Here is a 23,754-nt window from a genome sequence, read left to right as displayed (position 1 = left end):
GCGCGCCGCGGGGTGCGCCGGAGCGAGGAGGGTACGTGGATCTGCAGGCCGTCGACCTCCCCAGGTTGCGCCGCGACGCGCAGCTCGAGCGCGAGGTGATCATCGAGCACCGCGCTCGCGACGGTGAGGACCCCTGGGACTTCCTGCCCTCGATGCCGACAGTCGACGAGCTCGTCGTCGCCGTCCTCCGGGACGACGCGCTGCACGCCCGGGGTCTGGCCGCCCAGCACGCGATGGCGCGGCTCGCCGGGTACTCGTCGCTCGACGACGCCCAGGACCATCGCGACAACGCGGACCACTTGGAGTACGAGGTACTCCGTGAGATCGCCCGCGTGCACCCCGAGTTGACCCGAGCGGTATGGCGGATGTCCGGCAAGGTCGCCCGGCCGCCGTGGGAGGGCGACGACGCCGAGTAGATCGACGCCGCCGCCCAGGTCACAGCGCCGCGGCGAGCGCCATGGCGACGACGGAGACCGTCATGCTCACCACCTCGATGACCACGACCCGCTCGCGCCGGCGAGCCGCCTCGACCGCGATCCGCGTGGACAGGGCGACGAACCCGGCCATGCCGCCCGCCAGGAGCACGGCGGGGAGGGCGCTGGTTCCGAACTGATGTCCTGCCGGGTGTATACCCGATCCGGCATATATACTCCCGGCGGCATGACCCGCCATGGTGCACACGAGCGCCGCCATGATGACGAGACCGCCTGAGGTGTGCACGGTCATCGCCGCACGGTGGCGCTTGACGGCGAGCGCCACCGCGTCGTCGACCGGAGCCGGCAGCCCGGCGACGGACCGAAGCCGGACCGCCGAGGCGACGGCGAGGACGATCAGGACGACGGCCCAGAGCAACGGATGCAGCATCCCGACGCCGGTCGCCAGGTCGAGCATCGCCGCGAGCATGACGATCGCGGCCACGAGGTCGAGGGGTCCGCGTCGGCCGCCGACGGTGCAACAGGCGCCGACGGCGGCCGGGACGAGCGCCCCGAGATGGAGGACCTCGCTCATCGCCGCGACCTAGTGCCCGTGGCCACAGTGCTCTTCGGCGCCCTGGTCGTGACCGCCGTGTCCCGCGTGCGCGGCGCCGGTGTCGTGCGAGCAGTGCCCGACCGCTTCGTTCGGCGGGACGTTTAGGGTCGGGTTCTTGCCGAAGAAACCGTAGGGCTTGAGCGTGAACCGCGCGTAGTCCACCGGCATCACCGGCCAGTCCTCTGGACGGGGGAAGTGCGTCGGCCCGAAGGTGTGCCAGAGCACGATGTCCTCGCCGTCGATCGACTCGTCGCCCTCGATGAACCGCGTGATCCCGTCGCCACCCGGGTTCTGGTGGACGAAGTCGCCCGCCGCGTATCGTTCAGCCGGGTCGTACTTCGTGACGAAGAGGTGCTTCGTCGCGAACTCCGCCCGCTTGGCGATCGACGACGACGCGTCGGCCATGAGCGTCGGCGACTCCTGCGGGTACAGCACGTACCCCGTCGGGCGTCCCATCCGGTTCGTCTTCTCCGTGTTGACGATGTGCCAGGCTCGAGCGGCCGAACCGTCCGCCACGCGCCCGGACCCCGCTTCCGTGCTGAGCCGCGTGACCCGCTTCGTGAAGGCGTTGCCGTGCTCGTTCCCCGGGCCGATCGGCACCCGGACCGCGTCCACCTCGTCGACCGCGTTCGACAGACCGTCCACCATCATGTCCAGGCGGGCCGAGAAGAGGTGCTGGTGGTACGGCCCACCGAGCCCGGGCGCGACCTCCGAGGCGTACGGGTAGTCGGCGCCGTCCGCGTCGAGCCCGGGGTACGCGGAGGTGAAGAGGATGCCCGTCAGCTTCGACTCGCACTCGATGGTGCCGTCGAGGTAGAGGTACCAGTAGAACCCGTAGTCGTAGTTGCCGACGGTCGTGAAGAAGGAGATGACCAGCCGACGCGACCGCCGGACCTCGTTCGAGCCGGTGTACAGGTCGGAGTGCTTCCAGAGGGTGCCGAAGTCCTCCTCGTGCATGCAGATCCCGTTCTCGATCGTGAACGGGTTGCCGAGTTCATCGGCGAGCACCGCGTCGAAGTATTTGATCTCGCCCACGCAGTCGCACCCGAGCGCCAAGGAGTTCGTGAACCGGCCGAACAGGTACTCGCCGGTGTCGAAGTAGTTCTGCCAGAAGCGCACGGGGGAGGGGTCGCCGTAGGGGACCAGCATCTCGTTGATCGACGCCCGGTAGATGATCGGTCGTTCCTCGCCGGCATCGTCGAACGAGAGCTGCCGGAGGACGAGGCCCTCACGGACGTCGAACCCGACCTGGAACCGCCAGTTGCCCCACTCGACGAACTCGCCGTCGACCTGGAAGCTCGGACCCTCCGGCTGGGTGATGACGATCGGCTTGAGCGAGGAGAGCGGAGCACCCTGGACCGCCGGGTCGTCGAAGTTCCCGGGCTCCGCCGGGATCGCGAGGGCTGTCGCGTCGATCAGGCGGGTGATCCGTCGCGCGGCAGTGTCGACGTAGGCGCTCAGTCCGTCGACGGGGTGGGCCCACGGGTGGTCGGCCGGGTAGTCCTGGCGGAACGCGAGGACCCGGACGATCCGGCGCCCGACCTCCTCGGGATAGTCGTAGAAGCCGGCGGACAGCGGGACGACCTTCACCTCGTCGACCGTGCAACCACGGGCGGCGAGGGCGGCGACCCACCCCTCGTCCTCCGCCACGATCTCCGCGATGGCGTCGAACTCCTCGATGAGGATCGGCAGTTGGCCGCGGGAACCGTCCAGGACGACCGTGCTGAACCGGGACCCGCTGTCGATGGACACGACGTTGTCCGTCGATCGACCCGTGGCCATGTCGAGCAGCATCACGCGGGCGACGCGTTCCGGCAGGGGACCGTCGCCGGCCTGCCAGGCGAGCACCGCCCGCTTGTGGGGCTCCTCGAGGCCGACGTAGGCGAACCGGGTCGTCTCGGTGAAGTCGTCGAAGCCGGTGACGATGTCGCGGATGCGGTCGAACTCCGGCGCGGACAGGCTGGCGAGCGGGTGCTGGACGGGCGTGTCGCCGTCGGTGCTGCGCAGGGTGGTGGGGTCGGTGATGGTCATCGTGATGCTCCTGGTTCGGTGATGCGGCTGGTGTCGGAAGGCGAGGGGAAGGGTCGGATGGTCAACCGCCGATGGCGTCCATGACGTCGGCATAAGCCGCCGGGCGACGACGACGCAGGTACGCGGCCTGCACGAGGCCGACGACGGGGCAGACCACGATGAGGGCGAGGAGGACGGCGCTCACGGTTCCGAACGCGGGGTTGCCGCCCGCATCCACGTCTCCGACGAGCATCGGGAAGTAGACGACGATCACGACGGCGGAACCGACGAGTCCGATGAACCCGAGGCCGGGCGCGACGACCGTGTTCCACACCCGCCGATCCTGCTTCGTGCGAGCGAAGTACACGATCACCGCGAGGCTCGTGACCGCCATGAGGATCGCGATCGCGAGGGTCGCGACGCCGGCGAACCAGGTGAACACCTGCAGGACGGGGTCGAGACCGAGCACGGCGAAGACGACGATCAGGATCGCCGCGGTGGCGCTCTGGACGAGCGACGAGGTGTGCGGCGAGAGGTGCTTGGGGTGGACGCCGCCGAGCCGGCCCGGCAGGACGCCGGCGTTCGACATCGTGTGCTGGTACCGGGTGATGACGTTGTGGAAGGAGAGGACGCAGGCGAACATGCTCGTGATGAGGAGGACGTTGATGACGAGCTCTCCCACCGGGCCGAGGTAGAGCAGGGTGGTGCGGAGGATCATCGCGCCGGGATCCTCACCGGCCACGGCGAGGACGTCGTCCGGGCCCCAGGCCATGACCAGCGCCCAGGAGGCGAGGGTGTAGAACAGGCCGATCCCGATCACCGCGATGTAGGTCGCCCGCGGGATCGTGCGAGACGGGTCCTTCGCCTCGTCTCGGAAGATCGCGGTCGCCTCGAAGCCGATGAACGCCGCGATCGCGAACATCAGTCCGACACCGGGCGACCCGGAGAACACCTGCTCGGGCACGAACGGCTCGGCCGACAGCCCGTCGGCACCTCCGGTCACGATGACCGCCCCGGCGAGGACGAGGACGATCCCGACCTCCGCCACGAGCAGGACGCCGAGGACCTTCGAGCTGAGGTCGATGTGGCGGTAGCCGAGCAGACCGACGACGGCGATCGACGCGAGCGAGTAGAGGTACCAGGGGATCTCCGGAGCACCGAGGCCGGCGAAGGTCACGCTCAGCAGGTAACCGATGTAGCCGTACACCGACACCTGGATGGTCGTGTAGGTCAGGAGGGCGAGGAACGCCGACGCGAGACCGGCCGGTTTGCCGAGCCCGTATCCGACGAAGGTGAAGAAGGCACCCGGCTTGGGCACGTGCCGCGTCATGGCCGAGAGTCCGACGGCGAACAGCAGGAGGATCACCGCGGACACGACGTACATGCTCGGGAAGCCGACCCCGTTGCCGAGCAGGATGCCGAGCGGTGCGGCTCCACCGACGACCGTCAACGGCGACGCCGCGGCGACGACCATGAAGACGATGGCGGTGACGCCGAGCGATCCCTTCAGGGACCGGGTGGGCTGTCCGGCATCGGTGGCCGGACCTTTCGTGACGGTCATGGACACTCCTCGAGCAATGCGGCGGTATCGGGACGAGGCCAGCATCCCGGTCTCCTGTTGCCGCCTCGTCTCGTCGCCGTAACACCTGCTCGGCACCGAATGAGACCGGTCGGCACCGCTGTCTCATTTGACAGTCATGAAGCCGAAACACGCCCGCCACGCCGGTGCAACGGGACGCGCCTAGCCTGAACGACGAGGAGGAGGTGAAGGACGTGACGGCTCTGGAACGCGCGATCAGCAATCCTCCGAGCGTCCGCGGTCTCGAGTCCCGGTCACCGGTCGACGGCCTCCAGCGGCGCAGTGTCGGGTTCATCGACGTGTTCGCCCAGTCCGTCTCGGCGGTGGCGCCGTCCGCTGCTGCGACGACGATCCCGTTGATTGTCACCGTCACCGCGGGCGGGGCGACCATGTGGTCGCTCGCCATCGCGATGCTGCTGTCGTTGCTCGTCGCCACCACCGTGAACGTGTTCGCGAAGCGCATCGCCGCAACCGGCTCGCTGTACACCTTCGTGTCGAAGGGGCTCGGAACGGGTGCGGCCTTCGTCACGGGCGTCGCGCTGCTCATCGGGTACGGCTTCATCGCCATGTTCGCCCTGGCCGGTGCCGGGTACTACCTGTCGATCCTGCTGCACCGGTTCTGGCCCGGTATGCCGAGTTCGACGGGTGTCGTTTCCGCATTCCTCGTGTGCATGGCCGTCGTCTGCCTCGTCGTGCTCGTCCGCGGGATCCACCTGTCCACCCGGGTGACCCTGATCGTGGAGAGCGCCTCGGTCGTGACCATCCTCATCCTCGTGGGCGTGCTCCTCTCGCAGCTCGGACCGACGCCCGACTGGGCCGTGCTCGGGCTGGACGCCTCCCCGGAGCACCTCGCGGTCGGATCGGTCCTCGCCGTGACCGCCTTCGTCGGATTCGAGAGCTCCTCGACACTCGGCGTCGAAGCCCGTCGGCCGTTCGCGAGCATCCCCCGGTCCCTGGTCTGGACCGTCGTCGGCGCGGGTCTCCTCTTCCTCGTCACCTCGTACAGTCAGCTGGCGGGCTTCGCGGCGTTGGGGAAGGACATCACCGCGACACGGACGCCCATCAACGACCTGGCGCTGGCCTTCGGCGTCGAATGGATGGGGCTGCTGCTCGACCTGTCTGTCGCGGCGTCGTTCCTCGCCTGTGCGATCGCCTCCATCACGGCATTCTCGCGGGTCGTGTTCTCGATGGGTCGAGAGGGGGTCCTCCCGTCGCGCCTCGGGACCACGCACGGCCGGTTCCGTACGCCCCATGTGGCGATCATCACGGCTCTGGCGATCGTCACGCCCGTCTCGGTGCTCGCGCTCGTGCTGACCGGAGGAGCCTGGGCGGCGATGCAGGTCCTCATCGTCGTGGCCGCGGCCGGGTACATCACCGCCTACGTCCTCGTCTGCATCGCAGCCCCGGTCTTCCTCTGGCGGATCGGGGAACTGACGCTCTGGCCGCTCCTGCGAGCGGTGGTGGCCGGGGTGCTGCTGTCCGTCGCGCTCGTCGTCTATCTGGTCGTCGAGAGCGCCGGCGAGCGGGCTGTCGGCGTCTGGGTGTTCCTCATCACGATGGCGCTCGGCATCGCGATCTGGGCGATCCGGCATCGACGCCGACCGTGGCTGAGTTCGACCGTGGGGGTCTACGACGAGACGGTGAGCGCCGACGTGCTCGGCGGACCGTCCGCGGAGCACCGGTGAGCGGTGCGGGCGAGCTCCGCGCCCGACAACCGAAGGCCGTGCACAGCGCGCTCACGGTACTCGAAGAGGTCGCGCGATGCGGTGCCGGTGTGACGGCGCAGGAGGTCTCGGCCGGACTCGACATGCCGAGGGCGACCACCTACCGGCTCCTCAACCTCCTCGTCCAGGACGAATACCTCGTCCGCATGCCCGACCTGCGTGGATTCGCGCTCGGGCGGAAGGTCGTCGAGCTCGCCCACCTCGTCGCTCCGGCACCACCCCCGCTCGCTGCGCGCGAGGTGATCGGACGATTGCGGTCGAGCGTGCGAGGCGGGGTGCACCTCGTGCGGTACGAGGGCGAACGCATCAGGATCGCGGATGCGGATCCCGACTTCCCGTTGAGTGACGAGCAGCGGATCGTCAGGCGCCTCGACACCTCCGCGATCGGGCGTCTGCTCCTGCACGAGCTCGCTCACGGTGGACACGACTGGTCAGGACTCGTCCAGCGGCCGTTCCGGGACGCCGAGCCCTTGATCCACGACGTCGAACGACTCGGGTACGCACGACAGGTGGGTGAGGTGACGCCAGGTCACGGTTGCCTCGTGGTCCCGATCCGGGACGACCGCGGCGGTCTCGTCGCGGGGCTGTCGCTCTCGGCACCGAGTGAGCGGATCGAGCGCCCCGCCGCACTCCTCGACCTCTTGATCGACGGCTCGCGCCAGCTGCAGCCGCTCCTGGTCTGACCGCCGGACGTCCGTGTGACATCAGCCTCGAGAAGGCGCATAATCAGAATATGCAGCCAGCTGATCGTTTCCGCGCATGACGGAGTCCACGCCCTCCGCGAAGCCTGAGCGCTCGCCGTCGGACCGTCGCAAATGGTTCGGCCTCGTCGTCATCAGCATCGCCGTGGCCCTCATCATCGTCGACTCGACGATCGTCAACGTGGCGATCCCGTCGATCGTCGACGACCTCGGGATCTCCTCGACCCAGGTGCAGTGGGTCCAGGAGTCCTACACGCTCGTCTTCGCCGCGCTGCTCATCGTCTTCGGCACGCTCGCCGACCGGTTCGGCCGTCGTCGCATGCTGCTCGTCGGCGTCGTCGTCTTCGGCGGCGCCTCCGTCTTCGCCGCCGTCGCGCCGACGGGCGACCTCCTGATCCTGTCCCGGGTCATCCAGGGCGTCGGCGGCGCGATGATCCTGCCGACGACCCTCTCGATCATCAACGCGACCTTCCGAGGCCGCGACCGTGCGATCGCCTTCGCTGTCTGGGGCTCCACGATCGGCGGCATGGTGGCGGTCGGGCCCCTCCTCGGCGGCTGGCTCACCACCGACTTCTCCTGGCGCTGGGCGTTCGGGATCAACGTGCCGCTCGGCGTCCTGATCATCGTCGGACTCCTGCTGTTCGTGGGGGAGTCGCGAGAACCCGCGACCGACCGCATCGACGTGGTCGGTGCCGTCCTGTCCATCCTGACGAGCGCGTCCCTCGTCTACGGACTCATCGAGGGCCGGAGTCTCGGGTGGTGGCTCACGGAGAACCCGCTCGTCATCGGCGACTGGACCTGGCCGTTCAGGCTCTCCCCGGTACCCGTGGCCCTCATGGTCACGGTCGTCGCAGGCGTCGCGTTCGTCCTCTGGGGACGCCACCGGATGCGGCAGGGGCGCAGCACGATCATCGCGTTCTCCCTGTTCTCGCTGCCGTCGTTCCGGAACGGCAACGTCGCCGCCCTCATCGTCTCGCTGGGGGAGTTCGGCATCATCCTCTCACTGCCGATCTGGCTTCAGTTCGTCCTCGGCTACAGCGCACTGCAGACCGGTCTGATCCTCCTGGCCCTCGCGATCGGCTCCTTCGTCGCGAGCGGGTTCGCCGGCGCGTTCGGCAACCGGGTCGCACCCGTCCTCATCGTCCGCGTCGGCATCGTCGCGGAGATCATCGGTGTCGCGGGCATCGGGCTGGTCGTCGGGCCGGCGACCGAATGGTTCGCGATCGTGCCGTTCCTGTTCGTCTACGGCTTCGGCGTCGGTCTCGCCACCGCACAGCTGACGGGCGTCGTCCTGAAGGACGTACCCGTCGAGCAGAGCGGCCAGGGCTCCGGGACGCAGAGCACGGCGAGGCAGATCGGCTCGGCCCTCGGTATCGCCGTCCTCGGGACCATCCTCTTCGTGAGTACGGCGTCGGTCCTCGACGGACGACTCGAGGACGCCGGTGTACCGACCGAACAGCGCGACGCCCTCGTGACGAGCGTCGTCGACAGCTCGGGCGCCGCCATCGCCGGTCTCGACGCGAACCCGGCGACCGCGACGGTGGCCGAGGACGCCAGGATCGCCCTGTCGGACGGCACCCGCTCCGCGGCGTTCGCCGCCGCAGGATTCCTGGCGGTCGGCTTCCTCGCCACCCTGTCGCTCGGGTCCGGGCGCCGAGAGGATCGACCGGGCGACGCCGAAGCACGAGCAGGCGGGACGGACTCGTCCGAGACGTCCGACCCGGCCCCGCGGGCGTAGGGCGCGAGGCCACCTCACACCTCCGCCGGCGGCGCAACGGCGTCTCCCAGGACACCAGCACCCAGGTTCGACTGGGAGGCCCCCGTACAATCGTCACCGGACGGCTCCGCCCGAGCGGACCGTCCCCACCGCCCATGACACGCCACCGCCACCGCCCACGCCTCCTCAGCGCCCTCGCAGCAGCCGCGCTGTCGTTCGCCGTGGTGTCCGCCGGCGGTTGGTCCACGGGTTCCAGTGCGATCGCCTCGCCCGAGCTGAGCGCGAACACGGCATCGACTCCCGACGGCCTCGTGTCCGTCGAGGTGAGCCCGAGCGACGGGGGAGCGGTCGAACCCTCGTCCCTCACCTCGTTCGGCATCACGCTCACGAACGGCACCGACGCCGATCTCCCCGCCGGCTCCGTGTCCGTGGCGGTCACCACGGCGAGGATCACCGGCACGGCGGCGCTCGATGCGTGGCTCGACACGACCGGGGCGGACGCGGCCGCGACCCCCGCCGGCACCACCGTGGTGCGGACGATCGACATCCCCGAGCTCATCGCCGGACAGCAGTACGTCGTCAGCGGGCTCGACTTCACTCCTCCGGCGCTGGGCTTCGACGACACCGACGCGTGGGGCTCCTACGGCGTCTCAGCCGGCTACGTCGCGGGCGACACGGCGGCCGGAGGTCGGACGGCGCTCGTCTGGCGGGCGCAGGGCCAGCCCACGTCCGCCACCGTCGCGCTCGTGGCCCCGCTCACCGTGCCGCTCAGCTACGGCGGACTCCTCGATGCGGACGAACTCACCGAGCTCACGGCCGACGACGGTGCGCTCACGACGCAGCTCGACGCACTCTTCGGCGAGCAGATCGCGCTCGGGATCGACCCTCGCATCATCGCGTCCGTCCGCGCGCTCGGCACGCGCGCTCCGGAGAGCGCCGTCGCCTGGCTCGCCCGCCTCGAGGCCGCACCCAACGAGACCTTCGCGCTCCAGTACGGCGACGCCGAACCCGCCGTGCAGGCCGAGGCCGGCCTCGATCGACTGCTGACCCCGAGCTCGTTCTCCTTCGCCTTGAACGTCGCCGACTTCCCCGTCGTGCAGCCGACCGAGACGCCCACCCCGACCGGGTCGCCGACCACCGGGCCCGACGACGTCCAGCCGACGCCGCAGGCCGGCTCCTCGACGGCCACGTCCTCCGACCCATCGGCGGCAGCCACTCCCTCGGAGGAACCGACACCCACACCGAGCCCCTCCGAGACGCCCGGCCAGGCGGTGCCGACCGTTCCGACGATGGACGAACTCCTCAGGTGGAGTTACTCGCTCCCCAGCATCGTGTGGGCGGGAGGCGCGGTGACCGATGCGGATCTCGCCGTCTTCGCCGCATCGGGCGGAACGGTCACGATGCTCGACTCCGCGAACACGACCGACACCGGACAGACCGTGCGCGCCTCGGCGACGATCGGCGCGTCGCAGACGATGCTCGCCGACCACGGCCTCGCCGAGTCGCTGGGCGACGCCGCCGCCGCCACGACGGACGCCGCATTCGAGAGCGCCATCGCCGACGTGAACGCCCGGGCGGCCGCCATCGGCACGGAGGGGTCGTCCGGCGGAACGGTCGTCGCCGTGCTGCCTCGGGGAGTGGACGCGACCCTCCCAGCCCTCGGTGAGACCGTGAACGCGCTCCGCTCCCTGCCGGCCACGACGCAGACCTCCCTGGCGGCGACGCTCGCCGAGCCCCAGGCCGCGGCGACGCTCGGGGCGATGGCACCCGACAGCGAACGCGTGTCCGACGTGCAGGTCCTCCTCGACGAGGAACAGGACGTCACCGCCTTCTCCTCGGTGCTCGACGAACCCGAGCTGCTGACCGGACGGGAGCGCACCACCCTGCTCTCCAGCCTCGCGGCCGGCTGGCTGCGTGCGGAGGACGCCTGGGGATCGGCGGTCACCGCGCAGCAGGAACGGACGGACACGGTCCTCGCATCGGTACGCGTCACCGACAGCAGTCGCATCAACATGGTCGGCGGCGAGGTGTCCCTGCCGTTCGCCGTTCGCAACGACCTGCCCTATCCCGTCACCGTGGTCATGGAGGCCTCACCGAGCAACGGTCGGTTGAGCATCTCCGGTTCCGTGACGCAGGAGATCGCCGCGGACTCGCGAGCCACCGTGCTCGTCCCCGTGCAGTCGCAGATCGGCAACGGTGACGTCACCCTCCGGCTGCAACTCTTCAGCACCAGCGGGCAGGCGATCGGTGACCAGTCCTTCGTGGGCGTGAACGTCCGCGCCGACTGGGAGGGCATCGGTGCCGTCGTCCTCGCCCTGCTCGTCGCCCTGCTGTTCGTCAGCGGCGTGGTCCGCATGGTGCTGAGCCGACGAGCCAAGCGACGCGGCTCGGGTGCCTCCTCCGCCGCCCCCGCAGCTGCTCCGGACAGCGGTCAGCCCCCGGGCGATGAGCCCCCGGTAGAGTCGTCACCCGGACGACAGGAGACGAATGGCTGACGGCATCGGCAGGGCGAGCGCGCTCCTCGCCTCGGGAACCCTCGTCTCCCGGCTGCTCGGCTTCGTCAAAGCCGCCCTCGTCGCGAACATCATCGGTCTGGGTATCGTCGGCAACGCATTCGGCGTCGCGAACCAGCTGCCTAACACGATCTATGTGATCATCGGGGGCGGTGTTTTGAGCGCAGTCCTCGTCCCGCAGATCGTCAGGGCGAGCATCCATGTCGATGGCGGAAACGCCTACATCAACAAGCTCGTGACGATCACTCTCGTCTTCATCGGAGGGGCCACTGTGCTGGCCACCGCGATAGCCCCGGTGTTCGTGTTCGCGGCAGCAGCGACACTTCCGGCCGATCAATTCGCTCTTGCAACCGCGTTCGCGTACTGGTGCCTTCCCCAGATCCTGTTCTACGCGCTCTACACCGTCCTCGGCGAGGTGCTCAACGCGCGAAAGATGTTCGGACCCTTCACCTGGGCACCCGTCCTCAACAATGTCGTGGCGATAGCCGGGCTGGTCCTCTTCGTCGTGCTGTTCGGTGCTGATACGCCGAAGTTCAGCGAGTGGACACCGACCATGACTGCGATAATCGGTGGATCTGCCACGCTCGGCGTCATCGTCCAGGCGTTCTTCCTGATGTTCTTCTGGCGTCGGGCCGGCCTTCGCTTCCGGCCGGACTTCCACTGGCGTGGCGTTGGGCTCCGCGCCACCGGCAAAATCGCCAGTTGGACCTTCGGAATGCTCATTCTGACGACCGCGGCCGGTCTGATCGAGACACAGGCCGTGGCCTCCGCATCCGGACAGGGGCCGTCGATCATCGCCCTGCAGAACGCATGGCTCATCTTCATGCTGCCGCACTCGATCATCACGGTTTCGGTCGCCACGGCGTACTTCACGAGAATGAGCGAGCACGGCCAAGGAACGCGCGCGGGAGGACCGGACTTCACGAGTCTGCGCTCGGACGTCTCTGCTGCGATCCGCGTCGTGAGTCTGCTGATCGTCTTGGCATCCGCCGTGATCATGGTGGTCGCCGTACCCTTCGCCAGCGTCTTCGCGAAGTCGACGGGCGAGAGCATCGATCTCGGAATCGTGATCATCGCGTTCGTCATAGGGCTCGTGCCGTTCTGTATCCTGTTCATCCTGCAGCGCGCGTTCTACGCCCTCGGAGACACGAAGACTCCGTTCTTCTACACCCTGTTCCAGACACTGTTGTTCACCCTCCTCGCGCTCATCGTCGTCATGACGATGCCCAAGGAGTACCTCGGTGCCGGCGTGGCGCTCTCCATCACCATCGCCGGAATTGCGCAGGCTTGCGTCGCCGCTTGGCTCCTCAGAAGACGGTTGCGGTCGCTCGACCTCGGCACGATCATTCCGAGTCTCCTGCGATACATCGCCGCCGCCGTGCCTGCGGCCGTGGTCGGCGTCGTCGTGCTGCTGCTGCTCGGCGGTGTCAGCGAAGAGGGGTTCCCGACCGCCACGATCCCCGGCGCCATCGTCACCATGGCCGTCGTCGGGGCGGCGATGGCCGCCGTGTACCTGGCGGTGCTCGCCCTTCTCCGCACGCCGGAACTCAAGGCGGCCTTGGCGCCCGTCCTCGCCCGGTTCGGGCGCTGACGCGCACGCGTCGACACCACCTGACACACACCGGCTGGGAGCTGCCCGAGGCCCCGGTGGAGCGGAATAGCGGCCGGTTAGGATGTGTTACACCACTCGGAACCCCGGAACCCACCTGGTCCGGGAGCCCACGAACCACTGAGGAGCATCGTGCGTCAGGTCATCATCATCGGATCAGGACCCGCCGGCTACACGGCGGCGATCTACGCTGCCCGCGCCTCGCTGCAGCCGCTGCTCGTCGCATCATCGGTCGAGGCCGGCGGCGAGCTCATGAACACCACCGAGATCGAGAACTTCCCCGGCTTCCCCGAGGGCATCCAGGGCCCCGAGCTCATGATGAAGCTCCAGGAGCAGGCCGAGCGGTTCGGCACCGAGGTGCTCTACGACGACGTCACCGAGCTGAAGCTCGACGGCGACGTCAAGACGGTCACCCTCGGCAACGGACAGGTGCACGAGGCGCACACCGTGATCTTCGCCACCGGCTCCGCCTACCGCAAGCTCGGTCTGCACGACGAAGAGCGGCTCTCCGGCCACGGTGTGTCGTGGTGCGCCACCTGCGACGGCTTCTTCTTCAAGGAGAAGACGATCGCGGTCATCGGTGGCGGCGACAGCGCCATGGAGGAGGCCACCTTCCTCACGCGGTTCGCGTCGAAGGTCTACGTGATCCACCGCAAGGACACCCTCCGCGCGTCGAAGATCATGCAGGACCGAGCCTTCGCGAACGAGAAGATCGAGTTCATCTGGAACAGCGAAGTCGTCGGCATCACCGGTGCCGACGCGGTCGACGGCGTGACGCTGCGCTCGACGACCGACGGCACGGAGACCCACCTGCCGCTCGGTGGCCTGTTCATCGCGATCGGCAACGACCCGCGTACGCACCTCATCCACGGCCAGCTGGAGCTGGCCCCCGAGGGCACGATCGCCGTCAAGGGCCGCTCGTCGAAGACCAACCTGCCCGGCGTCTTCGCCGCGGGCGACGTCATCGACCCCACGTACCGACAGGCCATCACCGCCGCCGGCAGCGGCACCATCGCCGCCCTCGACGCGGAGCACTACCTCGCAGACCTCGAGCAGGCTGCTGGGGAAGCGTCGGCCATCGGCGAAGCACAGACGGCCGGTCGTCCGCAGCCGGCCGACCCCGTGCTCACCACCACCGTTTGATCGACGGTCAGGCTGTCGGCCTGGCCACCACGAAGGAGAACACTCATGTCAGATGCAGTCACCGAGGCCACGTTCGACGAACTGGTCATCAACAGCGACAAGCCCGTCCTCGTCGACTTCTGGGCCGCCTGGTGCGGTCCGTGTCGCGCGGTCGGCCCGATCCTCGACACGATCGGCTCCGAGAACAGCGACAAGATCACCGTTCTCAAGCTGAACGTCGACGAGAACCCGAACCTCGCCATGAAGTACCAGATCACCTCCATCCCCGCGATGAAGGTCTTCAAGGGCGGCGAAGTCGTGCAGACCGTCATCGGCGCCAAGCCGAAGGCCGCACTCGAGAAGGATCTCGCAGCTTTCCTCGCCTGATCAGGTCATTCTGAACCACTGAACCGCCCGGCTCATCAGAGTCGGGCGGTTCTTCGTTATCGGGGTGTTTCACGTGAAACACAGTGAATTGGGCCCTGACCAGGGCTTCTTGAATCACCTGGAGTCTGTCTGTGGCACTTCGACAAGCTCAGTGACCGCGATGGCGCGACCGCCAGTCAACCTCGAGAACCCACCTTCTTGGTCCCTGAGCTTGTCGAAGGGTGCGGGGAACTCAGGGCCGAGCAGGCCGTGTTTCACGTGAAACAGTGTCAGGATGACTGACCGAAGCCGGACTCGCCAAGCTCGCTCAGGATGCGGTTGAGATCGGCGATGGTGGCGAACTCCACCACCATCTGGCCCTTCTTCGCTCCGAGCGTCACCTTCACGCGGGTGTTCAAACGGTCGCCGAGACGGTCTGCGATCTCATCGAGTTGGCCGCGTCGCGATCCGGCGATCGGACGCGGCTTCTTCGCCTGAACGCCCTGAGCCGCAGCAGCCTCGGCCGCGCGGACGGACAGGTCCTCGTTCACGATCTTGTCGGCCAGGCGCTGCTGTGCCTCAGGATCGGTCAGCGACAGGATGGCTCGGGCGTGTCCGGCGCTCAGCACACCGGCAGCAACGCGCTGCTGCACGGCCGCCGGCAGCTTGAGCAGGCGGATGGTGTTGCTGATCTGGGGGCGGGACCGCCCGATGCGGTTGGCAAGCTCGTCCTGGGTGATTCCGAAGTCGGCCAGGAGCTGCTGGTAGGCAGAAGCCTCCTCGAGCGGATTCAGTTCTGAGCGGTGGAGGTTCTCGAGCAGCGCGTCGCGCAGCATGTCCTCGTCGGCGGTGTCCTTGATGATCGCGGGGATGCGGTCGAGACCCACCTCCTTCGAGGCTCGAAGACGCCGCTCACCCATGATGAGTTCGTATCGTTCGTCGTCGCCAGGGATCGGACGGACAACGATCGGCTGCAGGACGCCGACCTCACGGATGCTCGTGACGAGTTCCGCGAGGTGGTCTTCATCGAAGACCGTGCGCGGCTGGTTGGCGTTCGGCACGATGAGTTCGGGGGAGAGGTACGCCAGACGGGCACCGGGAACGGCCACGAGCTGCGGTCCATCTGCCGTCGTAGCAGCGGCGTCCGGGCCAGTGGGGGCGTCGGCTGCCGCGGCCTCTGCTGCGGCGGCGTCCGCGGCTGCAGTCGCAGCATCCTTCGCCGCCTTGCGGGCAGTGCCCTGGTTGTCGGGGAAGAAGACATCGACGGGACGGTTCGCCTGCGAGTCTGAACTCGTCGTCGGAATGAGTGCACCGATCCCGCGACCGAGTCCAGTTCGTTTCGTTGCCATCAGTGACTGACTCCCTCAGGGTGGTTCGTATCGGGTGTATCGGAGGAGCCTGCGGCCCATCGGTTGGCGATCTCCGCCGCTGCTTCGAGATAGGACACCGCGCCGAGCGACGTGGGGTCGTAGCTGATGACGCTCTGTCCGAAGCTGGGCGCCTCGGAGATACGCACCGCTCGTGGGATGACGGACTCGAGGACTTGCCCGGTGAAATGGTCTCGGACGTCCTGAGCCACCTGCTGCGCAAGGTTGGTGCGCCCGTCGTACATCGTCAGGAGGATGGTGCTGACAGCGAGCCCCGGGTTCAGGTGCCGCTGGATCAGCTGGATGCTGCTGAGGAGCTGACTCAATCCCTCGAGCGCGTAGTACTCGCACTGGATGGGGATGAGCACCTCCTTGGCCGCAACGAAGGCATTGATCGTCAGGAGTCCGAGAGACGGTGGGCAATCGATCAAGACGTAGTGGAACGGCTCATCGGCATCCTGGATGAACTGTTCGAGGGCCGTCCGGAGTCTATGCTCACGGGCTACCTGTGAAACGAGTTCGATCTCCGCACCGGCGAGATGGATCGTCGAGGGAGCGCAGAACAGCGTGGGGAACTCGGGGCTCTGCTGGACGACATCGGCCAGGGGGAAGTCGTCGATCAGGACGTCGTAGACACTCGGGACGTCGGAGTGGTGCTCGACGCCGAGTGCGGTGGACGCGTTCCCCTGGGGATCCAGATCGATCACGAGGACACGAGCGCCCGAACGGGCAAGGGCGGCGCCGATGTTGACAGTGGTCGTCGTCTTGCCGACCCCACCCTTCTGGTTGGAGACCGTGAAGACCCGAGTGTGGTCGGGCGTCGGCAGGGTTGCGTGAGCCAAGGCCTTACGCCTCTCAGTCAGATGATGGAGCTCGCGAGCCAACGGCGTGGACGCGTCGAAGGCGCTACCAACGGAGTCGCGCTCGGGAGCCGCGGAATGCGTTGGTTCGGGTTGTTTCACGTGAAACCTTCTTGCTCGAAACGTGTACTTCAACCGTACCAGCGTGGGCTGACGCCAGGGGAGCGATCTCCGACAGTGATCGGGGGAGTGCGTACGCACGGAGGCCATCGAGCGCTGTTTCGCGACACCCGCATATCGTCGGACGCCCCGAACGGCGCCCAGAAGGGCCACCTCCCGCTCCTTCTTCCACAGGGTTATCCACAGGGCTCCGGGATGCCCGATCCCGCGGAGCCGCGTGCGCTTCGGGCGTGCAGGTCGAAGCTGGTCAGATCAGCCCGCGACGAGCCCGGCGGACGTGTGTTGACAACCACGAGGGAGAGTCCTCTGTGATCAGGCAGAGATCCGCGTCTTTCCGCGGAAGTTCGCACCCGAAGGCCTCTCTCCGGGTTCGGTAGGTCCGCGCTCTTGCCCCAGTGCGGGTTGACCACAGTGCGGTGGTACGCCGGTTGGGGCCCGCTTCTTCGCGGAGGATCACCACTTCCTCCGGTTAGGCGCGAGAACTGTCCACAGAGTTATCCACAGGCGCAATCTCCGCGCGCTCGTATTATGGAGAGCTGTACGACTGGCGCAAGTTCGCGCCAGTGTTTCACGTGAAACCGAGACTCCGTGCACGCCGAGCCGTCGAACGGCTCACATCGTTAGGGGCCTTTCCAACCTCTGGCCACAGCTCGCCATCCGCCTCACCGGTGTGATCCGACACTCGGGAAGCGGTAGCGACGAAGCATCACACAACCGGTCCAAACCCACACTCGGTCCGTCATACCCGGTCGCTGTTTCACGTGAAACACTCTCGGCGGGACCAACGCACCCGATGAGTGTGATCTCGAGCGCAAGCCAGCCTGCGCCCGCGCACTGTGCTCGTCGAGCTCGACCCGTCTCCGCCACCGCGTTGCAGCCACGCAGGAGCAGACGGCCACCCATGTTCCACGTGAAACATTGAAAACCGTGCCGGTCCGGCCAGGATGGTCCGGCCACGATGCCCCCCTTGGACGCGCACCCGATGAGTGAACTGAGTGACACGATTCCAGGTCGACAGGAACCACTTCTGAGAACGAAGAACTCAAGCGAGTGGCATCGCTCTCACGTTCCACGTGAAACGTCGCGCGATCTCACTACTCCGGAGGCAAGCACTCGCCACCGAGGCTATCTGGGCGCAGAGTCATGCATCGACAATCGGAGTACGCGTGCTCCTTTCAAGCTGACAGAGGTCACGTACACGACCACCACAGTTCCGGCGCATCTCGACACATCGTTGCGCCGAGTGGTCGCGAAGTACCGTACGTCACCACCTCGAGGGGAGGAACGCTCGGAGCAGCAGCAGGGAGCTCCGATGCGACCGCACCGCACGGCGGCGCCGAACCTTCAAGATCGGGACGACTTCAACGCGCGCGATAGCGGCAAGCCGACCATCCTCTCCTTCTCCCGTCGGCAGCTCACCCAGCACCTCAACCAACACCGACCCCGCCGGTGGACATAGCCTGCGACGGTCGGGCGCCAGTCGGGCCCGCAGGCACCTGAGAAACTGGCGGAATGCGCATCCCGCAACAGGTCGCCGACGACAGGTCCGCCACGAGATGCACCACCCGAGTCAGATGAATGTTTGGGACGGCGACGGGGCGACGCACCTTCCCTGCAACGAAGGACCGCCTCGGACCCAACCCGGGATTCGAACGAGGTCCACAGATCCCTGACAAGCCCCACCGGCTCACAAACCTGGACGGTCCACCGTTGCCACCCGAACTCGTCCTCCATCTCCGAAGGGGCAGCTAGATGGTCGGACAACGCGTCGAGCATCGACGTCTTGATACGCCGATCTCCGGAGCGCGCAACATCGCTGCCCGCCGCTGGAGGTGCCGGTGCCGCCACATGAGGCTGAGGCTACGGGCCGTGACAAAGAATATATGAGATACCAGCAACAATATCGCTAGCTAGGGCCGGAAAACACTCGAATTCGGCCCGCCCAGCGGGCCGGATCCGTGTACGAATGGACGGGAGAATCGTTCCTGACGAACTCAGGACCGCTGAACTGGCCGCATTTTCGGGGCCGGTTCGTCAGGAGCCATTCTCCCGAGAGCCCGCGAACCGCCGATGACCGTGTGCGGTGCCCCTCACGGAGGCACGAGCGCTCCGACTGACTTCAGCCGCGGACGGTTCCCACGATGACTCGGGTCGGCTCCGCGAGAACGCCCTCGCCAAGCGTTCGAACCTCGACGCCGGAGACCCGGTACTTGCGAAGCTCCTTGGTCGAGGCATCGACCTCCGCCTGCGCGCCGGCACCCTTCATGAGGACGAGCTCTCCGCCGTCCCGAAGCAGGGGAGCGGTGAGGGGGAGCAACTTGCGGAGCGCACTGACCGCTCGCGCGGTCACCTGGTCGAGGGGCTCATCGAGGCGGACCTCCTCAGCGCGCGCTCTCACGACGGTGACGTTCTCGAGCCCGAGGACGCCGACCTGATCGTTGAGCCAGGCGACCCGACGTTCCATCGGTTCGATGAGGACGAACTCGACGTCCGGCCGGGCGATCGCGAGGACCAGTCCAGGCAGCCCCGCGCCAGTGCCGACATCCCCGACTCTGCCGGGACGAAGGAGCGGAGCTACGATCACGCTGTTGAGGATGTGGCGCGTCCACAGACGCGGAAGTTCCAGGGGCCCGATCAGCCCGAGAGGCTCACCGAACTCCGCCAGGTTCGCGGCGAAGGCACGACCGACATCGATCCGGTCGCCGAACAACTCGACTGCTTCCGCCGGTTCCGGTTCGAGTCCTGCAGGCACGTCAGTCATCGCAGTTTCACGTGAAACGATCAGGCCGCGTCAGCCGCGCGTGATGACGGTGTGACGGTCGCGGCCTTCGCCGTGCGACTCGGACACGAAGCCGCGAGCAGACACGATGTCGTGGACGAGCTTGCGCTCGTAGCTCGACATCGGGGGGAGTGCCGCCTCGGTGGAACCGGCCTCGATGCGCTCGACCGCCCGCTCCACGAGGGCGCCGAGCTCCTGCTGACGCGCTTCACGGGATCCGCCGATGTCGAGGATGAGCCGGGAGAAGCCACCGGTACGGTTCTGAACAGCCAGGCGCGTCAGCTCCTGCAGCGCGTTGACCGTGTCGGGACGCGACAGGAGACGCAGGTTGCTCTCCGTGGGGGAGTCGATCGACACGTACGCACGACCATTGCGGGCATCGATGTCGATGTCGCCATCGATGTCGCAGATGTCGAGAAACTCCTCGATGTAGTCCGCTGCGACGTCGCCCTCTTCTTCGAGCTGCGTGATGGTGGGTGCTTCGTCCTGGGCCGGGGCCAGTTCCTGGTCAGTCACCGATACTCCTACTTGTCTCGTCCGTCGGTCTGCTGCTTCTTCGCACGCGCCTTGCCCATGGGCTGCTGACGCTGCGTCGGGATCTTCTTCTCGGGTACCGGCGCCTCGGAGATCGAGATGACGTCGCCGTTCGGCGTCATGAGCTTGCCCTTCCGTGCGAGACGCTCCTCACGAGCCTTCGCAGCGTCCGAACCAGGGGTGGGCATGTTCCGGATGACGAGGAACTGCTGCACCATGGTCCATGCGTTGGACGTCAGCCAGTAGAACATCACGCCGAGCGGGAAGGCGAAGCCGGAGAAGAGGAACACGAAGGGCAGGATGTACAGGAGGATGCGCTGCTGCTTGAACTGCGGGCTGGCCTTCGTCTCGGCCGACATGTTCTTCGACACGATCTGCAGCTGCGTGATGAACTGCGAGGCGCACATGAGGATGACCATGACGGCGGCGATGATGACGACCGCCCAGTTGACCGGGTTGCCGGCGAGTGCCGCCTGCATGCTCGTGTGCAGCGGAGCGATCCCGAACAGGTTCGCATCGCCGAACTGCACGGCGAGGGTCTCGTTCAGGGGACCGACGCCGGCCTTGCTCTTCTGGGCGTCGTTGAGCACGGAGAACAGGGCGAAGAAGATCGGCATCTGGACGAGCAGCGGCAGACATCCGCTGACGGGGGAGGTGCCGTGCTTCTTGTACAGCTCCATCGTCTCGCGGGACATCGCCTCACGGCTGGCCTGGTCGCGCTTGCCCTTGTACTTCTCCTGCACCTTCTTCATCTGCGGCGCGATCTCGAGCATCTTGCGCTGGCTCTTGATCTGCTTGATGAACAGCGGGATGAGGGCGGCACGGACGACGAGGACGAGCCCGACGATCGAGAGGACCCAGGTGAGACCGGCCGCGGGGTCGAGTCCGATGGCCGTCCACAGCAGGTGCCAGCCCACGAGGAGCAGCTCGACCGCCCACTTGAGCGGCCAGAGAATTGTGCCGATGATGTCCATAGGTGCGGGTCAGCCCTTTCCGTGGCTCGGTTGCACGACAAATCCGTGAGAAGTGACGCTGTACCGGAAGTTCTTCTTGGGTGGTACCTCGTCGAAACGAGGTGCTGCCCAGGGGTGGCATCTCGCGATGCGGGCCGCTGCCATCGCCGAACCGACGACGACACCGTGTTGCTGCACCGCTCCCAGAGCGTACGCGGAACAGCTGGGGTAATACCGGCAGACGTCGCCGTACAACGGGGAGATCGCGGCGCGATACCCGCGAAGCGCCAGCACCGCAGCATTGCGGGGCGCGAGGCAGGTGGCAGCGAGGACGCCGTTCATCGGTGCGTGTCCGCAGTCTCGGCGGTCACACCGCGTTTGGCGAAGGCCCGATCGACCTCAGCATGGAGCGAGGCGAACGGCGCCGTCGCTGCAGACGGCAGCGCACGGATGACCACGTCAGCGCCGCGGGCAGCGTGAACGACGCTGTCGTGGCAGATGGCCTTCAAGCGACGTCTGACGAGATTGCGGGTCACTGCGTTTCCGACCGTTTTCGCAACGATGAACCCGAAGCGCGGCTGTCCGCCCTTCGGGTTCATGCGTACGTACGTGACCGTGTGCTCGCCGACGAACCGGGACCCGCGACGAACTACCCCTCGGTAGTCGTCGCCGGACGTGATCCGGCTCGCACGCTCGAGCACGACGGCTCTACGCGGAGAGTTCGGTGCGGCCCTTGGCGCGACGAGCCGACAGGATGCCGCGGCCGGCACGCGTGCGCATGCGCAGACGGAAGCCGTGCTTCTTGGCGCGACGACGGTTGTTCGGCTGGAAGGTTCTCTTGCTCATAATTACGATCTCCGGATCATGACCCACCACTGCACAGGTGGCAGCAGGGTACGGAAGGGTGCCCGTGGGCAGAAGTCAACTGATTAAACCTACGGTCTACTCGCGCGAAGGTCAAACCAGCGGCGCCCAAACGAATGATTATCCACAGGATTCTCAGAAATTGTAGCAGTGACACGCAGGGCGGCCGTACAGTGATTTGGGACTGGGGCGACGTCTTGTTAGCGTAAGCCCTCGGGTTATGCACAGCGTGTGGATAGCACCGCGCTCAGCCCCGAATACTCAGGGGAGAGCCTGTGGATGAACCTGTGAGTATGTGTGGGGAGAACTATGTCGGACGCCGACGATGCGATCGCTGAGACCTGGCAATCGGTGCTCGAGATCCTCTCCGTCGACGACCGCATCACCCCGCCGCTCCGCGGGTTCCTCAACCTCATCGTCCCCAAGGGCATCATGGGCGGCACGTTCTACCTCGAGGTGCCCAACGAGTTCACGATGGGCATGCTCAACCAGCGCATGCGGGCACCGATCCTCGCCGCACTCGCATCCATCGTCGACGGCGGTCCCGTCGGCAACTACGCGATCGTCGTGAACCCCGACATCGTCGAGGAACGGTATGAGCAGACCGGCTTCCAGCACATCGACCCGGCACCGCTCGAATCACCGCAGCCGCAGCTGACCCCGACGCCCACGTTGCCGGCGCGTGAGAACGACACCCGCCTCAACCCGAAGTACAGCTTCGACAACTTCGTCATCGGCCAGTCCAACCGGTTCGCGCACGCGGCCGCGGTCGCGGTTGCCGAAGCGCCCGCCAAGGCCTACAACCCGCTGTTCGTGTACGGCGACTCCGGGCTCGGCAAGACCCACCTCCTCCACGCCATCGGCCACTACGCGATGAACCTCTACGCGGGGATCCGCGTCCGGTACGTGTCGAGCGAGGAGTTCACGAACGACTTCATCAACTCGATCGCCAACAACCGCGGCTCGTTCTTCCAGTCGCGGTACCGCGACATCGACATCCTGCTGATCGACGACATCCAGTTCCTCCAGGGCAAGGCGGAGACGCAGGAGGCGTTCTTCCACACCTTCAACACCCTGCACGATCACAACAAGCAGGTGGTCATCACCAGCGACCTGCCGCCGAAGGCCCTCACCGGCTTCGAAGAGCGGATGCGTTCCCGCTTCGAGTGGGGACTCATCACCGACGTCCAGGCTCCCGACCTCGAGACGCGCATCGCGATCCTGCGCAAGAAGGCGCAGAACGAGAAGCTGCACATCCCGGACGAGGTCCTCGAGTTCATCGCCACCAAGGTGTCGAGCAACATCCGTGAGCTGGAGGGCACGCTCATCCGGGTGGTCGCGTTCGCGAGCCTGAACCGGACCGCTGTCGACATGACCTTGGCCCAGACGGTGCTCAAGGACGTCATCAGCCTCGACGACGACAACGTCATCTCGCCGATCGACATCATCAACACGACGGCCGACTACTTCAAGCTCTCTGTCGACGACCTGTACGGCTCGAGCCGGTCGCAGGCGGTGGCGACGGCGCGTCAGATCGCGATGTACCTCTGTCGCGAGCTCACCAACCTCTCACTCCCGAAGATCGGTCAGCTGTTCGGCAACCGGGACCACACGACGGTCATGTACGCCAACCGGAAGATCACCGACCTCATGCAGGAGAAGCGCTCGATCTACAACCAGGTGACCGAGCTCACGAGCCGCATCAAGCAGAACCTCCGCTACGGCGCCTGACGCGTCCTGGTGAACGTTTCCGGCCCCTCGACGCACTCGGTGCGCTCGAGGGGCCGATTTCGTTCATCAGGCGACGACGAGCGCTCATTCGACGACATGATGCGCGACCGATCTCTCCACATTCCGCCTTCGCAGCCCTGTGGATAACCTGTGGAGAGATGTGGAAGCTCCGGGCG

At 66.9% G+C, this 23,754-nt stretch carries 20 protein-coding genes; 9 read left to right on the top strand and 11 right to left on the bottom strand.

The window, feature by feature from the left end; translation table 11 throughout:
* The first annotated feature begins 35 nt into the window (after window positions 1-35).
* Window positions 36-416, top strand: coding sequence for a hypothetical protein (locus AC4PMY_RS09970; protein WP_064294055.1), 381 nt, complete (start codon window positions 36-38; stop codon window positions 414-416).
* Window positions 417-435: 19 nt separating this feature from the next.
* On the opposite strand, the gene AC4PMY_RS09965 is transcribed toward AC4PMY_RS09970, so the two are convergent.
* The 3 genes from AC4PMY_RS09965 to AC4PMY_RS09955 all read right to left on the bottom strand — a co-directional run bounded on the left by AC4PMY_RS09965 (window position 436) and on the right by AC4PMY_RS09955 (window position 4,600).
* Window positions 436-1,008, bottom strand: coding sequence for a hypothetical protein (locus AC4PMY_RS09965; protein WP_491622597.1), 573 nt, complete (start codon window positions 1,006-1,008; stop codon window positions 436-438).
* Window positions 1,009-1,017: 9 nt separating this feature from the next.
* Window positions 1,018-3,060, bottom strand: coding sequence for a primary-amine oxidase (locus tag AC4PMY_RS09960; protein WP_491622596.1), 2,043 nt, complete (start codon window positions 3,058-3,060; stop codon window positions 1,018-1,020).
* Between the two features lie 61 nt (window positions 3,061-3,121).
* Entirely contained in the window at window positions 3,122-4,600 is a 1,479-nt protein-coding gene (locus AC4PMY_RS09955) for an APC family permease (RefSeq protein ID WP_202937906.1), read from the bottom strand.
* 212 nt (window positions 4,601-4,812) lie between these two features.
* On the opposite strand from AC4PMY_RS09955, the gene AC4PMY_RS09950 reads away from it, so the two are divergent.
* The 7 genes from AC4PMY_RS09950 (at window position 4,813) to trxA (ending at window position 14,391) form a co-directional block, all read left to right on the top strand.
* Window positions 4,813-6,303 carry an APC family permease gene (locus tag AC4PMY_RS09950; RefSeq protein ID WP_491622595.1) on the top strand — a complete coding sequence of 497 codons (1,491 nt, stop codon included), beginning with the start codon at window positions 4,813-4,815 and terminating at the stop codon, window positions 6,301-6,303.
* The gene (locus tag AC4PMY_RS09945; protein ID WP_491622594.1) at window positions 6,300-7,025 is read left to right on the top strand and encodes an IclR family transcriptional regulator; all 726 of its coding nucleotides are present in this window, start codon (window positions 6,300-6,302) and stop codon (window positions 7,023-7,025) included. The genes AC4PMY_RS09950 and AC4PMY_RS09945 overlap by 4 nt, the downstream gene beginning before the upstream one ends.
* 76 nt (window positions 7,026-7,101) lie before the next feature.
* Window positions 7,102-8,781, top strand: coding sequence for a DHA2 family efflux MFS transporter permease subunit (locus AC4PMY_RS09940; protein ID WP_071262005.1), 1,680 nt, complete (start codon window positions 7,102-7,104; stop codon window positions 8,779-8,781).
* A gap of 134 nt (window positions 8,782-8,915) precedes the next feature.
* Window positions 8,916-11,255 (top strand): DUF6049 family protein, encoded by a 2,340-nt coding sequence (locus AC4PMY_RS09935; protein ID WP_491622593.1) that lies wholly within the window; start codon window positions 8,916-8,918, stop codon window positions 11,253-11,255.
* Window positions 11,248-12,864, top strand: coding sequence for a murein biosynthesis integral membrane protein MurJ (murJ, locus tag AC4PMY_RS09930; RefSeq protein WP_071262003.1), 1,617 nt, complete (start codon window positions 11,248-11,250; stop codon window positions 12,862-12,864). The genes AC4PMY_RS09935 and murJ overlap by 8 nt, the downstream gene beginning before the upstream one ends.
* A gap of 150 nt (window positions 12,865-13,014) precedes the next feature.
* Window positions 13,015-14,025: a thioredoxin-disulfide reductase gene (trxB, locus tag AC4PMY_RS09925; protein ID WP_064294046.1), complete on the top strand. Its 1,011-nt coding sequence runs from the start codon at window positions 13,015-13,017 to the stop codon at window positions 14,023-14,025.
* Window positions 14,026-14,070: 45 nt separating this feature from the next.
* Window positions 14,071-14,391: a thioredoxin gene (gene trxA, locus AC4PMY_RS09920; RefSeq protein WP_064294045.1), complete on the top strand. Its 321-nt coding sequence runs from the start codon at window positions 14,071-14,073 to the stop codon at window positions 14,389-14,391.
* Between the two features lie 269 nt (window positions 14,392-14,660).
* Here the strand turns inward: trxA and AC4PMY_RS09915 are convergent, their stop codons facing one another.
* The 8 genes from AC4PMY_RS09915 to rpmH all read right to left on the bottom strand — a co-directional run bounded on the left by AC4PMY_RS09915 (window position 14,661) and on the right by rpmH (window position 21,829).
* A complete protein-coding gene (locus AC4PMY_RS09915) occupies window positions 14,661-15,719 on the bottom strand; it encodes a ParB/RepB/Spo0J family partition protein (RefSeq protein WP_079003761.1) in 1,059 nt (352 codons plus the stop codon).
* A complete protein-coding gene (locus tag AC4PMY_RS09910; RefSeq protein WP_276207400.1) occupies window positions 15,719-16,621 on the bottom strand; it encodes a ParA family protein in 903 nt (300 codons plus the stop codon). The genes AC4PMY_RS09915 and AC4PMY_RS09910 overlap by 1 nt, the downstream gene beginning before the upstream one ends.
* Before the next feature lie 2,215 nt (window positions 16,622-18,836).
* Window positions 18,837-19,478, bottom strand: a complete 642-nt coding sequence (gene rsmG, locus AC4PMY_RS09905; protein ID WP_491622592.1) for a 16S rRNA (guanine(527)-N(7))-methyltransferase RsmG — start codon at window positions 19,476-19,478, stop codon at window positions 18,837-18,839.
* A 30-nt stretch (window positions 19,479-19,508) separates the two neighbouring features.
* Window positions 19,509-20,012 (bottom strand): Jag family protein, encoded by a 504-nt coding sequence (locus AC4PMY_RS09900; RefSeq protein WP_064294041.1) that lies wholly within the window; start codon window positions 20,010-20,012, stop codon window positions 19,509-19,511.
* A gap of 8 nt (window positions 20,013-20,020) precedes the next feature.
* Window positions 20,021-21,004 carry a membrane protein insertase YidC gene (gene yidC, locus AC4PMY_RS09895; RefSeq protein ID WP_491622591.1) on the bottom strand — a complete coding sequence of 328 codons (984 nt, stop codon included), beginning with the start codon at window positions 21,002-21,004 and terminating at the stop codon, window positions 20,021-20,023.
* Between the two features lie 9 nt (window positions 21,005-21,013).
* Window positions 21,014-21,325 (bottom strand): membrane protein insertion efficiency factor YidD, encoded by a 312-nt coding sequence (gene yidD / locus AC4PMY_RS09890; protein ID WP_079003764.1) that lies wholly within the window; start codon window positions 21,323-21,325, stop codon window positions 21,014-21,016.
* The gene (gene rnpA / locus AC4PMY_RS09885; RefSeq protein WP_491622590.1) at window positions 21,322-21,684 is read right to left on the bottom strand and encodes a ribonuclease P protein component; all 363 of its coding nucleotides are present in this window, start codon (window positions 21,682-21,684) and stop codon (window positions 21,322-21,324) included. Before rnpA ends, yidD begins: the two co-directional genes overlap by 4 nt.
* 7 nt (window positions 21,685-21,691) lie before the next feature.
* Window positions 21,692-21,829 carry a 50S ribosomal protein L34 gene (gene rpmH / locus AC4PMY_RS09880; RefSeq protein ID WP_056010217.1) on the bottom strand — a complete coding sequence of 46 codons (138 nt, stop codon included), beginning with the start codon at window positions 21,827-21,829 and terminating at the stop codon, window positions 21,692-21,694.
* A gap of 327 nt (window positions 21,830-22,156) precedes the next feature.
* Between rpmH and dnaA the strand changes: the two genes are divergently transcribed.
* On the top strand, window positions 22,157-23,578 hold the full coding sequence (dnaA, locus tag AC4PMY_RS09875; protein ID WP_064294038.1) for a chromosomal replication initiator protein DnaA: 1,422 nt from the start codon (window positions 22,157-22,159) through the stop codon (window positions 23,576-23,578).
* Window positions 23,579-23,754: the final 176 nt, after the last annotated feature.

This window comes from Plantibacter sp. MDV22-iso1, assembly GCF_058408345.1.
Note: the sequence above shows the minus strand (reverse complement) of the source record. Positions and strands in the feature narration are given on the sequence as shown.

Bases quoted from the DNA above. Each gene is read 5' to 3' on its own strand.
- trxA (WP_064294045.1), top strand. From the start codon at position 14,071: ATGTCAGATGCAGTCACCGAGGCCACGTTCGACGAACTGGTCATCAAC.
- murJ (WP_071262003.1), top strand. From the start codon at position 11,248: ATGGCTGACGGCATCGGCAGGGCGAGCGCGCTCCTCGCCTCGGGAACC.
- dnaA (WP_064294038.1), top strand. From the start codon at position 22,157: ATGTCGGACGCCGACGATGCGATCGCTGAGACCTGGCAATCGGTGCTC.
- yidD (WP_079003764.1), bottom strand. From the start codon at position 21,325: ATGAACGGCGTCCTCGCTGCCACCTGCCTCGCGCCCCGCAATGCTGCG.
- rpmH (WP_056010217.1), bottom strand. From the start codon at position 21,829: ATGAGCAAGAGAACCTTCCAGCCGAACAACCGTCGTCGCGCCAAGAAG.
- yidC (WP_491622591.1), bottom strand. From the start codon at position 21,004: ATGGACATCATCGGCACAATTCTCTGGCCGCTCAAGTGGGCGGTCGAG.
- AC4PMY_RS09935 (WP_491622593.1), top strand. From the start codon at position 8,916: ATGACACGCCACCGCCACCGCCCACGCCTCCTCAGCGCCCTCGCAGCA.
- AC4PMY_RS09955 (WP_202937906.1), bottom strand. From the start codon at position 4,600: ATGACCGTCACGAAAGGTCCGGCCACCGATGCCGGACAGCCCACCCGG.
- AC4PMY_RS09915 (WP_079003761.1), bottom strand. From the start codon at position 15,719: ATGGCAACGAAACGAACTGGACTCGGTCGCGGGATCGGTGCACTCATT.
- AC4PMY_RS09960 (WP_491622596.1), bottom strand. From the start codon at position 3,060: ATGACCATCACCGACCCCACCACCCTGCGCAGCACCGACGGCGACACG.
- rsmG (WP_491622592.1), bottom strand. From the start codon at position 19,478: ATGACTGACGTGCCTGCAGGACTCGAACCGGAACCGGCGGAAGCAGTC.
- AC4PMY_RS09965 (WP_491622597.1), bottom strand. From the start codon at position 1,008: ATGAGCGAGGTCCTCCATCTCGGGGCGCTCGTCCCGGCCGCCGTCGGC.
- AC4PMY_RS09940 (WP_071262005.1), top strand. From the start codon at position 7,102: ATGACGGAGTCCACGCCCTCCGCGAAGCCTGAGCGCTCGCCGTCGGAC.